Source organism: Albidovulum sp., from assembly GCF_041919395.1.
GTDB lineage: Bacteria > Pseudomonadota > Alphaproteobacteria > Rhodobacterales > Rhodobacteraceae > Albidovulum.
Map to the genome: position 1 here is coordinate 1 of NZ_JAYRTX010000100.1, position 12883 is coordinate 12883.

The 12883-nt window shown below is 67.6% G+C and carries 11 protein-coding genes; 8 read left to right on the forward strand and 3 right to left on the reverse strand.

Annotation, left to right across the window (positions count from 1 at the left end; genetic code table 11):
- Window positions 1–93: 93 nt before the first annotated feature.
- Window positions 94–408: a DUF1476 domain-containing protein gene (locus ACMUOO_RS14440; protein ID WP_301918879.1), complete on the reverse strand. Its 315-nt coding sequence runs from the start codon at window positions 406–408 to the stop codon at window positions 94–96.
- Between the two features lie 175 nt (window positions 409–583).
- On the opposite strand from ACMUOO_RS14440, the gene purC reads away from it, so the two are divergent.
- From purC to ACMUOO_RS14470, 6 genes are all read left to right on the forward strand, one after another.
- A complete protein-coding gene (gene purC / locus ACMUOO_RS14445) occupies window positions 584–1348 on the forward strand; it encodes a phosphoribosylaminoimidazolesuccinocarboxamide synthase (protein ID WP_301918880.1) in 765 nt (254 codons plus the stop codon).
- Between the two features lie 20 nt (window positions 1349–1368).
- Complete coding sequence (gene purS, locus ACMUOO_RS14450; RefSeq protein WP_301918930.1) at window positions 1369–1608, forward strand: phosphoribosylformylglycinamidine synthase subunit PurS; 240 nt, start codon at window positions 1369–1371, stop codon at window positions 1606–1608.
- Window positions 1608–2651 carry an alcohol dehydrogenase catalytic domain-containing protein gene (locus ACMUOO_RS14455; RefSeq protein WP_301918881.1) on the forward strand — a complete coding sequence of 348 codons (1044 nt, stop codon included), beginning with the start codon at window positions 1608–1610 and terminating at the stop codon, window positions 2649–2651. Before purS ends, ACMUOO_RS14455 begins: the two co-directional genes overlap by 1 nt.
- Window positions 2652–2768: 117 nt before the next feature.
- A complete protein-coding gene (purQ, locus tag ACMUOO_RS14460) occupies window positions 2769–3437 on the forward strand; it encodes a phosphoribosylformylglycinamidine synthase subunit PurQ (RefSeq protein WP_301918882.1) in 669 nt (222 codons plus the stop codon).
- Window positions 3438–3494: 57 nt separating this feature from the next.
- Entirely contained in the window at window positions 3495–5345 is a 1851-nt protein-coding gene (locus ACMUOO_RS14465; protein ID WP_301918883.1) for a sensor histidine kinase, read from the forward strand.
- Window positions 5346–5353: 8 nt separating this feature from the next.
- The gene (locus ACMUOO_RS14470) at window positions 5354–6685 is read left to right on the forward strand and encodes a sigma-54-dependent transcriptional regulator (RefSeq protein WP_301918884.1); all 1332 of its coding nucleotides are present in this window, start codon (window positions 5354–5356) and stop codon (window positions 6683–6685) included.
- 53 nt (window positions 6686–6738) lie between these two features.
- Here ACMUOO_RS14470 and ACMUOO_RS14475 read toward each other — a convergent pair whose 3' ends face one another.
- Window positions 6739–7377, reverse strand: a complete 639-nt coding sequence (locus ACMUOO_RS14475) for a sulfotransferase family protein (protein ID WP_301918885.1) — start codon at window positions 7375–7377, stop codon at window positions 6739–6741.
- Window positions 7378–7895: 518 nt separating this feature from the next.
- Complete coding sequence (locus tag ACMUOO_RS14480; protein ID WP_301918886.1) at window positions 7896–8699, reverse strand: hypothetical protein; 804 nt, start codon at window positions 8697–8699, stop codon at window positions 7896–7898.
- A 531-nt stretch (window positions 8700–9230) separates the two neighbouring features.
- Between ACMUOO_RS14480 and ACMUOO_RS14485 the strand changes: the two genes are divergently transcribed.
- A complete protein-coding gene (locus ACMUOO_RS14485) occupies window positions 9231–11930 on the forward strand; it encodes an Rne/Rng family ribonuclease (RefSeq protein ID WP_301918887.1) in 2700 nt (899 codons plus the stop codon).
- 122 nt (window positions 11931–12052) lie between these two features.
- Window positions 12053–12817: a cytochrome c biogenesis CcdA family protein gene (locus tag ACMUOO_RS14490; RefSeq protein WP_413855642.1), complete on the forward strand. Its 765-nt coding sequence runs from the start codon at window positions 12053–12055 to the stop codon at window positions 12815–12817.
- Window positions 12818–12883 lie beyond the last annotated feature (66 nt).

Consider the following 12883-nt stretch of genomic DNA (forward strand, 5'->3'; position numbering starts at 1 on the left):
GCCATCCTGCCCTCCGCCATCTCAGGCGGACGGTCTAGGGCCAGTCGGGTTCACATCGGTTTAACGCCGGCCGGGCCGGCCCCCCGCGCCCGATCAGGCCTCGTTCATGAGCTGGCGCTTCGCCTCGACCATGAGTTCGGCCATCTTGGCGCGGATCGTCGCCGCATCGGACTTCGCGCCGAGGTCGGAGGAAAGCTTGCGGAAGACATCTTCCTCGCCCGCTTCCTGGAAGTCTGCCGCGATCACCTCTTTCGCATAGGCTGCGGCTTCCTCGTCGGACTTGCCGAGCAGGCCTGCCGCCCAGAGACCGACGAGCTTGTTGCGCCGCGCTTCGGCCTTGAACTTCATCTCTTCGTCATGGGCGAACTTCGCCTCGAAAGCGTTCTCGCGGTCGTCGAAGGTGGTCATCTCGGGCCCCCGTCTGGAAAGGTTCATTCCCGTTCCATATGCCCGCCGCGTCCGGCCTTCGCAAGCCCTCTCGCGGGCGGCGCCGGGCTATGGCTTGCGGCAGGGGGTCCCATGCCCTATAGGGCGCTTGAGACGCGCGCGGCCCCGCTGTCCGCGCCCCCGGAACGGAGCTTTCATGGCACCACGTCGCAAGAAGATCTACGAAGGCAAGGCCAAGATCCTCTACGAGGGCCCGGAGCCCGGCACCTTCATCCAGTATTTCAAGGATGACGCCACCGCCTTCAACGCCCAGAAGAAGGCGACGATCGAGGGCAAGGGCGTCCTGAACAACCGCCTCAGCGAATTCTTCATGACCGGGCTGACCAACATCGGCATCCCGAACCACTTCATCCGCCGCATCAACATGCGCGAGCAGCTGATCCGGCAGGTGGAGATCATCCCGCTCGAGGTGATCGTGCGCAATTTCGCCGCCGGCTCGATCTCCAAGCGGCTGGGGATGGAGGAGGGCACGCCGCTGCCGCGCCCGATCGTCGAATACAGCTACAAGAACGACGCCCTCGGCGACCCGATGGTCAGCGAGGAATACATCCTCGCCTTCGGCTGGGCCTCCCAGCAGGACATGGACGACATCGTCAGCCTCGCGCTCAGGGTGAACGACTTCCTCTCGGGCGTCTTCTTCGGCGTCGGCATCAAGCTCGTCGATTTCAAGATCGAGATCGGGCGGATCTGGGACGGCGACTTCATGCGGCTCATCGTGGCCGACGAGATCAGCCCGGACAGCTGCCGGCTCTGGGACATGAAGACCGGCCAGAAGTTCGACAAGGACGTCTTCCGCCGCGATCTCGGCTCGCTTACCGACGCCTATTCCGAGGTCGCCCGCCGCCTCGGTGTCCTGCCGACGCAGGCCACCCATATCGGCAAACCGACGCTCATCAACTGAAAGGCCCGCCGCCCATGACGATGAAAGCCCGTGTCCATGTCATGCTGAAGGACGGCGTCCTCGACCCGCAGGGCGAGGCGGTGAAGCACGCGCTCGGCACGCTCGGGTTCCGGAACGTGGAGGCGGTGCGTCAGGGCAAGGTGATCGAACTTGACCTTGCCGCGACCGACAAGGCCGCCGCCGAGGCCGAGGTGAAGGCGATGTGCGAGAAGCTCCTCGCCAATACCGTGATCGAGAAATACAGCGTCGAAGTCGCCTGATGCGCGCCGCGGTCCTGACGAAGTACCGCGCCCCCCTCGACCTGACCGACTGGCCCGAACCCTGCTGCCCTGACGACGGTGTCGTCCTTTCGCTCCTCGCCTGCGGCATCTGCCGGTCCGACTGGCATGCCTGGACGGGCTCGGACCCCGACGTGGTGCTGCCGCAGATTCCCGGCCACGAATTCTGCGGCGTGGTGGAGGAGGCGGGCCCCCGCGTCAGCCGCTGGAAGCGCGGCGACCGGGTGATCGCGCCCTTCATCCTTGCCTGCGGCCAGTGCGCCGCCTGCGCGGCCGGCGAGCAGACGACCTGTCCGACCCAGATCGTTCCCGGCTTCACCCATCCCGGCGCCTTCGCCGAAAGGATCGCGGTCGCCCGCGCCGACGTGAATCTTGCCCGCCTGCCGGAGGCGATGGAACCCGCGCTCGCCGCCGCGCTCGGTTGCCGGGTGACGACCGCCTGGCACGCGTTGACCGGCCGTGCTGCTCTGAAGCCCGGCGAATGGCTGGCGGTCTTCGGCACCGGCGGGGTAGGGCTCTCGGCGATGCTCCTCGCCCGCGCGCTCGGCGCCCGCACCGTGATGGTGGATGTCGTCGCCGAAAAGCTCGCCCACGCGGCGGCCCACGGCGCCGACGCCACCGTGAATGCCGGCGCAACCGATGCGGCCGAGGCGGTGCGCGCGATCACCAGCGGCGGCGCCGATGTCGCCATCGAGGCGCTGGGACGTGCCGAAACCACCGTGGCCGCGATGCGGTCGCTCCGGAAGCTCGGACGGATGGTGCAGATCGGGATGCCCGCGGGAGCGCACGCGGCCATGACGCTGCCGATGGACGTCCTCTACTCGGGGCAGCTCGCGCTTTACGGCACGCGCGGGATGCCTGCCTGGCGCTACCCGAGCCTCTTCTCGCTGATCGAGACGGGGCGGCTTGACCTTTCCCCGCTGATTGCCCGCCGGGTCGCGCTTTCCGATGCCTCGGCGGAACTCGCGGCCTTCGACCGCCCGGCACCGCCCGGGGTTGCCGTCATCACGGATTTCGCGCGCTGAGGCGTCTTCCATGCCGGAATACTCCGGAGGGTGGGCCGCAGCCAAATCCGCCGCTTCCCACCGCAGGGCGTTTGCGCTATTTCCCGGCCATCCCTGCCCGCGCCCGGAGGATCGCCCGTGAAAGCCGCCGTCATCACCTTCCCCGGTTCGAACTGCGACCGCGACCTCGCCGTGGCCTTCGAACGGGCCGGCGCGAAAGTGACTAAGGTCTGGCACAAGGACGCGGAACTGCCCCGGGGCCTAGACATCGTCGGGATCCCCGGCGGCTTCTCCTTCGGCGATTACCTGCGCTGCGGCGCCATCGCAGCGCGTTCGCCCGTCATGCGCTCGGTCGCCGACTTCGTCCATGCGGGTGGCCATGCCATCGGCATCTGCAACGGCTTCCAGGTACTGACCGAAACCGGCCTCCTGCCCGGGGTCCTGATGCGCAATGCCGGGCTCCGCTTCGTCTGCAAGACCGTGCGCCTGCGGGTCGAGACTGCCCGTAGCCCCTTCACCAACGCCTGGGCCAAGGGTGACACCGCCGCCGTCCCGGTTGCCCATCACGATGGCAACTACACGATCGACGCCGAAGGGCTCGCCCGGCTGAAGGGCGAGGACCGCATCGCCTTCACCTATGTCGAGAACCCCAACGGCGCCACCGCCGACATTGCCGGCGTACTCTCGGAAAATCGCCGTGTGCTGGGCATGATGCCGCATCCCGAACGCGCGGCCGAAGCCGCCCATGGCTCCACCGACGGGGTGGCGCTTTTCCGCTCGCTGACGGCGGCCCTCGCTACCGCCTGACGGGGCCTTTCCCGCGCAATGCTTGTCGGCCCGCGCGGCGGGGCCTAGACTGGCGCCATGGCCGAGACACCTCAGTCCGACGACCTCCCGCAGACCGCCGTCCCGTCCGCCCCTGCGGCCGGAACGGACGAGGGCGCGGCGGCGCCCCTCATCGTTCCGCTCGTCGCCGAGTCCTCCGGGCTCGTCGCGCCCGGCAACCCCTGGTGGCTTCGCGCGCTCGTCATCGCCTTCATCGCCGCCGCCGTGTCGGTCATCTGGTTCACGAACGCGTTTCTCTCGGATCGCTTCGCGGAAACCACGCGGAACCGGGCAGATGTCCGTCTCGCGCTCTACACCGGCCATATCATGAGCGAGCTGCAGCGCACCGCGGTGGTGCCGCTGCTGCTGGCCCGCGACCCCGCACTGATCTCGTCTCTCAACACCGGCGACTATGCGACGACCTCGCAGCGCCTTATCTCGGCCCAGGCCGAGATCGGCGCGGCGTCGATCCAGCTTCTCGACGACACTGGCCGCACGGTGGCGGCGACCGACCGGACCGAGATCGGTTCCAACCACTCGACGCTCGGCCATTTCGTCAATGCCCAGCGGTCGAAGGAAACCGTCTTCACCCTGGACGAGAGTCCGAGCGGCGGCTACGAGTTCAGCTATTCCCGCGCGATCCTGTCCGAAGGCCAGCTCATCGGCGTCATCGTCGTGGGCGTCGAACTGCAGAAATTCGAGCGCAGCTGGGCCGGCATATCCGAAGCTGTTGCGATCACCGACAGCGAGAACCGCGTGATCCTGACCACCGAGCCGCGCTGGCGTGGCCAGGTTCTGGCCGAGGCGCTGGCGCGGATGCCGCCCTCGGCGCTCGAACGGGCCTTCCGGGTGACTGCGGACTGGGCCAACGACCCGCCCGACGCCTATGTGGGCGGCGAGGCCGTGATGCGCACCGATGCGCGCATCCCGTTCCACGGCTGGCGGATCACCAGCTTCACGACCTATGCCGCCATCCGCGAGAAGGTGAACGCCGTCCTTGCGCTGGAGATCATGGGCTTTGCGGTCCTACTCGCGCTGATCTTCTACCTTCTCTCCCGCCGCGCCCGCAGCCAGAGCGCGATGTTCCGGCGCGAGTCGGCGGAACTGCGCCAGCTCAATCTGCGCTTGCAGCGGGAAATCGCCGAACGCGAGAAGGTGCAGAAGGACCTTGCCGTGGCCGAACAGACCATCGCCCAGTCCTCCAAGCTCGCGGCGCTCGGCGAGATGTCGGCCGCGGTGAGCCACGAGCTGAACCAGCCGCTGGCCGCGATGAAAACCTATCTCGCCGGTGCGCGCCTCCTTCTCCAGCGCAAGCGGCCGGAGGAGGCGCTGTCCTCGTTCCAGCGCATCGATGATCTCATCGAACGCATGGGCGCGATCACCCGGCAGCTCAAGTCCTATGCCCGCAAGGGCGGCGAGGCCTTCGAGCCGGTGGACGTAAGAGCTTCTGTTTCCTCGGCTTTGTCGATGATGGAGCCCTCGCTCAGGACACGATCCATCAAGATCACGCGGATGGTGCCGAGGACACCGGTGATGGTGATGGCCGACCGCGTCCGGCTCGAACAGGTCATCATCAATCTCCTGCGCAACGCGCTTGACGCAACCAGGGGCGCGGTCGAGCCGCATGTGGAGATCCTGCTGACCGCGGGTGAGACGGCGACGCTGGCGGTGCGCGACAACGGCCACGGGATCGTCGATCTCGACAACCTGTTCGAGCCCTTCTACACGACGAAGAAGCCGGGCGAGGGCGTCGGCCTCGGGCTTGCCATTTCCTCCGGCATCGTGAAGGACCTCGGCGGACGGCTTACGGCGCGCAATGCGCCGGGCGGGGGGGCTGTGTTCGAGGTTCAGCTCCCCATATTGGCGGCGAAGACGCAAGCTGCGGAATGAGGTGACCCATGGCGCGCACGATGAAGGTGGCCATCGTCGATGACGAACAGGACATGCGGCAGTCGATCAGCCAGTGGCTGGCGCTTTCCGGCTTCGACACCGAGACCTATGCCAGCGCCGAAGAGGCGCTGAAGGCAATCGGGCAGGACTGGCCGGGCGTCGTCGTCTCGGACATCAAGATGCCGGGGATGGACGGAATGGCCTTCCTCAAGAAGCTGATGAGCGTGGATTCGGGCCTGCCGGTCATCATGATCACCGGCCACGGCGACGTGCCGATGGCGGTGGAGGCGATGCGGATCGGCGCCTACGACTTTCTCGAAAAGCCCTTCAACCCCGACAAGATGACGGATCTTGCCAAGCGCGCGAGCCAGTCGCGGCGGATGACGCTCGACAACCGCGCGCTGCGCCGCGAGCTTGCCGACGGCTCGACGATCATGAAGAAGCTGATCGGCACCTCCCCGGCGATGGAACGGCTGAGGGAGGATATCCTCGACCTCGGCCAGGCCGATGGCCACGTCCTGATCGACGGCGAGACCGGGACGGGAAAGACGCTTGTCGCCCACGCGCTGCACGCCGTCGGCCCGCGTGCCGGCAAGAAGTTCGTCGTGATCTCCTGCGCCGCCTGGTCGGAGGACCAACTCGCCACCCGGCTCTTCGGGCCGATGGACGAGGGCGGGCAGATCCCGCTCGTCGAGGAAGCGCGTGGCGGCACGCTCGTCCTCGAGGACATCGAGGCGCTGAGCCAGCCGCTGCAGGCGCGGCTTCTCACCTTCATCAACGAACAGGGTACACCGGCCGAGACGCGGATCATCGCAATCTGCAACGACCACGAGCAGGGCCGCACCGTCGAGGATGCCTTGAGGCCGGACCTCTATTTCCGCCTTGCCGCGCTGAAGATCGTGCTGCCTCCGCTCCGGGCGCGCGGCGAGGACATCCTGACCCTCTTCACGCGCCTTGCCGAGCAGTTTGCCGAGGAATACGGCTGCGATGCCCCCCAGGTGACGGCGCAGGAGGCCGCGCAGCTCCTGCAGGCGCCCTGGCCCGGCAATGTGCGCCAGCTCATCAATGTCGCCGAACGGGCCGTCCTGCAGAACCGCCGCGGCTCCGGCTCCATCGCCTCGCTCCTCATGGCCGAGAACGAGGAGGCCGGACCGGCGATGACCACCGAGGGCAAGCCCCTGAAGGAATATGTCGAGAGCTTCGAGAAGATGCTGATCGACAACACGATGCGCCGTCACAAGGGCTCCATCACCGCCGTGATGGACGAGCTTTGCCTGCCGCGCCGGACGCTGAACGAGAAGATGGCGAAATACGGGTTGCAGCGGTCGGACTATCTCTGACCGCGACGGGGGTCGGAGGCGGGGCGCGGATCGCGACCTCCACCCCCGCCCGTTCAGGCAGAATCGGGTTCGCCACCGAAATGCGCCCAGAATTCATCGCGGTGATTGCTGCGCGGGAAATCCGACGCCGGGACCGGCACGCCGAGGAAGCGGCAGAGCGGGTCCCAGCCTTGCGCCACTTCGAACACCAGCAGACGGCCGGCGGGAATCTCCTCGCGGACACGCCGATTGTTCCGGCGATAGGCGCCGATTGCGGCATCGCGCGTGATCTCGCCGTGGAAGATGTCCTTGATGAACCAGCCGTCCATCGTGTCCATGATGGTCGCGATATGGGGTGGCAAGGGCAGTGAACGGTACACGGTGAAGAACTTGCCGATCGTCTTCGAGAAGCTGTTCCACCAGTCCTCCTCGGGCCGTTCGGTGTGGATCACTTTCGCATCCGGAAAGGCGGCCGCAGTCGCCGGCCAGACGGCGGCCCCCGGCCAGTCGACCTGCGACACGTATCCGGCGAACACATCCGACCAGTCGACCTTCTCGTCGGCGGCGACGGCCTTCCAGTGCGCCGGCTGCGCGGGATTGTTCATGACTTCGATCATGTGATGGCAGGTTCCGAAGCCAAGTTGTTCCAGCGCCATCTTGGTCGACATTGTTCCTGTCCTGCCAAAACCGCTACCAATCACCTTCAGTGTCATGTGAGACCTTCCCTGTGATGGCGTGCGCCTCATCGCGCGCGACGGCCGTCAATCTATCCGAATACCCTCTGCGGTCACAGCGAAACCGGACACTCGCGGGCCTGGCCCTCGCGCCGCCCGGGCCGCCGCCCCCGGCCGCATCGGCCGTGGTCCTTGGACAAATTGCCCAAAGTTTTCGCCGATACGTCCCCGGCAAGGCCGACCCACGCCGGTTTCAGCGTCGCAAACGCGGCCGACCCGAAGGATCTTCTGCCGATCAACGCGCCCGAGCTTCGTGCAAGGGTTGTGCGGATGTCCGGCCGAATGGCCGTACGGCCGCACCTCCACCCCCGGCCAACCCCAGGGACGGCGACGTGCTTGCGATTTCGCGGCGAAGTTATCGCAAGACCTCTGCGAACCATCCCGGGGCCCGGGGCCGGTTCTGGCGGCGAAGACCGCCATGGCCGGGGCCGGGCGCGGCGGCGTCCCCCCCGGGCCGCTCGCCGGCCGCTCCCCGGCCCCTCCGGCCTCCCGCGGACCTAGTCCACCGGCAACGTCGCCGCATAGCTCAGGACGTCGACGGCGGCGTCGAGCGGAAAGGCCCTGAGGTTCGCCATTTCGACGCCCGTGTGGGCATTCAGGATCTTGTGCAGCACCTCGTCGGGCACATCTGCTGCCTCGGTGCCGACATAGGCATGGGCGCCGTCCTTGCCCCAGTCATAGCGGCGTCCGTCGAAGCCGTGGCAGGCGGCGCAGACGGTCTGGAAGATGCCGCGCCCGCGCTCGGGGTCGCCGGCGATGATCGCCCGCGTCTCGCCGTCCACGATGACGCTGACGTCGACCTGGCCGCTGGACACGAAGGCCGCCACCCGGGCAAGCTCCTCGTCGGTGATCATCTCGGGCGTGTAGCCGTGCAAGGGCGCGCGCAGAAGGGCGGCGATCTCCGCCTCCGGCTTGCCGAGGGCCCCGTCTATCCCCTTGATCCCGGTGTGATGGCTGCCCTTGCGATAGATGCCGGCCGTGCCCCGGTAATCCCAGCCATGACACTCCTTGCAGCGCCAGGTATCCGGTCCGGACTGTTCGCCCGCGGCCGGATAGGACGGATGGGTGCCCTCCGGTTTCTCGCGATCTAGCGCCTCCCACCAATTGTCGTAGATGCGGCCGCCCGCGGCGAGGGTCCATGGTTCCGACGGCTCGGCGGGCGCGGCATGGATGAACGCCTGCGCCTCCGCACCGTGCTCGTAGTCGTGTTTCTCCTCCGCTGCCGCGCGTTCCGCGGCCAGTGCCAATATCGTCGCGGCCACCCAGCCCGCCGCCGCGACTCCCGTCAGTATCCTGCGCATGTCACCCACCCATTCCGAGGTTTCCGATGCGCGTTCCCGAATCGCACCCTAGCAAAGTGTGATCACGCTGTCGTGATCGGGATCAGCCGCTAAACGGATTGCCGAGAAGGGCGTGCGGCCCGTCCGCCTGCCGTAGCGGCAGGGCGGGAGGAAAAACCGATTGTGTTTGACTGCCCTTCCCCGCTAAAGTCACGGGACGTCGATGTCGTGCCCCCCAATGCGCGACGCGGCTCATCAGATTCACTGTCCCGACCACCGCCGCGGCAGGCATGCCCGGCGCCGGAAGGGGCAGGCCGACTGGCCGCAAGGCCGCAATTTGCCCCTGTCCGGAAGGCCCGGGGCCCGAGTTGGGCGCCCATGGGGCGCCTGGGAAAGAACCGCGATGAAACGCGTGCGGACCGAGCAGCGGATGACAGGCAGGCCCTTGGCCGCCTCCGCTGTTTCCGCGCCGTCCGTCGCTCCAGATATTGACCGCCGTCCTGCCGTCCGCGCCGCAAGGTCCGGGCCGCCGCCGGCGTTCGGAAAGTTTACATGGCCAAGAAAATGCTCATCGATGCCACCCACGCGGAAGAGACCCGCGTCGTGGTGGTGGACGGAAACAAGGTCGAGGAATTCGACTTCGAGACCGTCAACAAGCGCCAGCTTGCCGGCAACATCTATCTAGCGAAGATCACGCGGGTCGAGCCCTCGCTGCAGGCAGCCTTCGTCGACTACGGCGGAAACCGCCACGGCTTCCTCGCATTCTCGGAAATCCACCCCGACTATTACCAGATCCCGGTCGCCGACCGGCAGGCGCTTCTGGCCGAGGAACGCGCTTATGCCGAGGCGATGGAGGCCGAGGAGAACGGCCGCGGACGTCGCCGCAATCGTCCGGCCGCGAGGGCCGAGAAGGCCGCTCCGATCGATGCCGTGGCGACCAGTGACGACATCCCCGGCATGGCTGTGGTCGATCTGAGCGAAGAGGCCGAGGCGGTGGAACCCGCCGCTGCCCCCGCACAGGTCGAAACACAGGCCGGGCCGAGCGCCGAACCTCGGGCCGAGGAGCCCGCGGCCGAGCGCGAGGAGCCCTATGTCGCGGCCGACCACGCCTCCGAGACCGACGACGAGATCGAATCCGTGGCCGAGGAGGACGTGGCAGAGGAAATCCGGACGCAGCGCAAGCCGCGGCCGCGGAAATACAAGATCCAGGAAGTGGTCAAGGTCCGGCAGATCATGCTGGTCCAGGTCGTCAAGGAGGAGCGCGGCAACAAGGGCGCCGCACTCACCACCTACCTCAGCCTCGCCGGCCGCTACTGCGTCCTGATGCCCAACACCGCCCGCGGCGGCGGCATCTCTCGCAAGATCACCAACGCCGCCGACCGCAAGAAGCTGAAGGAGATCGCCGGCGAGATCGAGGTGCCCGATGGCGCCGGTCTCATCATCCGCACCGCCGGCAGCCAGCGCACCAAGGCGGAGATCAAGCGCGACTACGAATACCTGATGCGGCTCTGGGAACAGATCCGCGACCTGACGCTGAAGTCGATCGCGCCGGCGCCGATCTACGAGGAAGGCGACCTCATCAAGCGGTCGATCCGCGACCTTTATTCGAAGGACATCGACGAGGTGCTGGTCGAGGGCGACAAGGGTTATCGCGCGGCCAAGGACTTCATGAAGATGATCATGCCGTCCCACGCCAAGAACGTGAAGCTCTACAACGAGCCGCTTCCGCTCTTCGCCCGCTACCAGGTGGAGACCTACCTCGGCGCGATGTTCAACCCGACGGTGCAGCTCCGTTCCGGTGGCTACATCGTCATCGGCATCACCGAGGCGCTTGTCGCCATCGACGTGAACTCGGGCCGCTCGACCAAGGAAGGCTCGATCGAGGAAACCGCGCTCAAGACCAACCTCGAGGCGGCGGAGGAAATCGCCCGCCAGCTCCGTCTGCGCGACCTCGCGGGCCTCATCGTCATCGACTTCATCGACATGGAGGAGCGCAAGAACAATGCGTCGGTCGAGAAGCGCCTGAAGGAAAAGCTCAAGACCGACCGAGCCCGAATCCAGGTCGGCCGCATCTCGGGTTTCGGGCTTCTGGAAATGAGCCGCCAGCGCCTGCGGCCGGGCATGATCGAATCGACGACCGCGCCCTGTCCGCATTGCCACGGCACCGGCATCATCCGGTCCGACGACAGCCTTTCCCTGCAGATCCTGCGTCAGCTGGAAGAGGAGGGGACGCGCAAGCGGTCGCGCGAGGTGTTGCTGAAGGCGCCCGTCGCCATCGTCAACTTCCTCATCAACCAGAAGCGCGAGCATCTGGCGCAGATCGAGGGGCGCTACGGCATGGCGATCCGGCTCGAAGCCGTCCCGGCGATGGTCAGCCCCGACTACGAGATCGAGAAGTTCAAGACCGCGACGCGCCACGTCGCCGAGGTCGCGGCCCCCGTCGTCTCGGTCGACGCGCTCCGGATGGAGGATGAAGAAGACACGATCGAGGTCGAAACCGAGGTCGAGGACCTTGTCGAGGACGAGGCGGAAGAGGCGGAAGCGCCCCAGGCGGCCGGCGACGGCGAGCCGGGCCGGAAGAAGAAGCGCCGTCGTCGGCGGCGGCGGAAGCCGGGCGGCGGCAGCGAGCAGGCCGAAGGCGCGCCCGTGCAGGCCGGAGGCGGCGGAGACTCGACCGAAGAGGTGACCGGGCCCGAAACCGGGACGGAGCCCGCGGGTGAACCGGAAGCCGGTGACAAGCCGAAGTCTCGGCGCAGCCGCAGCCGGTCGCGTGGCCGCTCGAAGTCCGCGGAACCTGCCGCCGCCGAGGCCGCCGTCGAGGAGGCCACGGTTGCCGCCCCGGAACCGGTTGCCGAGGTGGCCGCCGCGGCGGTGTCCGAACCTGCCGCGGAAGCCGTGGCGAAACCGAAGCGCCGGGTGAGCCGGAAGAAGGCCGCGGCCGAGGAACCGCCCGCCGGGGAAACGCCCGCCACGGAAGCACCTGCTGCCGAAGCGGCAGCCGAACCGGTGAAGAAGCCCGCGCGGAGCCGTGCGAAGGCCAAGGCCGCGCCTGCCGAGATCGCGCCGGCGGAAGCGCCGGAACCCGTGGTTGCGGACGCGTCCGTACCCGAGCCGACGCCGGCACCTTCGCCGATGCCCTCGCCCGAACCCGCGGCCACGGCCGATGCGCTCGTCCCCGATCCGGAGGACAGCACGGCGCCGGACGAGTCCGCCAAGCCCAAGCGGCGCGGCTGGTGGTCGCTCGGCCGCTGACGCGAAACCCAAGGGGAAACGCCGGGCCTCAGCGCCCGGCGTTTTCCGTTCCACGCGGTTGTGACGGCTGCGTGACCGAATGCCCCCGTGACGGCACCCGACGGCTGCGCTAGAGGTGGGCCATGTTGGAAACCGGCATCATGGACGCGGGGTTCGCGCTCGCCGCGCTGATCGCGCTCCTCGCGGGCGTGCTGTCGTTTCTCAGCCCCTGCGTGCTTCCGATCGTGCCGCCCTATCTTGCCTACATGGGCGGGATCACCATGGCGGAGATGGGCGGGGGGACTGGCGGTGCGGGCCGGGGGCGCAACCGCGCGCTGGTGGCCGCCATCTTCTTCGTGCTCGGGCTTTCGACCGTCTTCCTCTTCCTCGGCTTTACCGCCTCGGCCTTCGGTCAGTTCTTCCTCCAGAACCAGGGTTGGTTCAATACGCTTGCCGGCATCGTGGTGATGGTGTTCGGCGCGCATTTCCTCGGGGTCATCCGCATCGGGTTCCTGAACCGCGAGGCGCGGCTCGACGCGGGCGATCGGGGCGGCTCCGCCTTCGGCGCCTACCTCCTCGGCCTCGCCTTCGCCTTCGGCTGGACGCCCTGTATCGGCCCGCAGCTCGGCATGATCCTCGCCCTCGCGGCACAGGACGGCTCGATCGGTCGCGGCACGGCGCTGCTCGCCGTCTATGCCATCGGGCTCGGCATCCCGTTCCTGCTGGTCGCAGCCTTCTTCCCGCGCCTGAAGGGCGCCATGGCCTTCCTCAAGCGTCACATGGACCGCATCGAGCGGATCATGGGGCTTCTCCTGTGGACCATCGGGCTCCTGATGCTCACGGGCGGGTTCAGCCAGTTTTCCTACTGGCTTCTTGAAACCTTCCCCGGCCTCGCGCTTCTCGGCTGACGGCTCAGCCGGACGGGCAGCTCGTGGCGGCAAGCCGCGCCAGTTCCGCCTCGCCCTCCGTCTGAG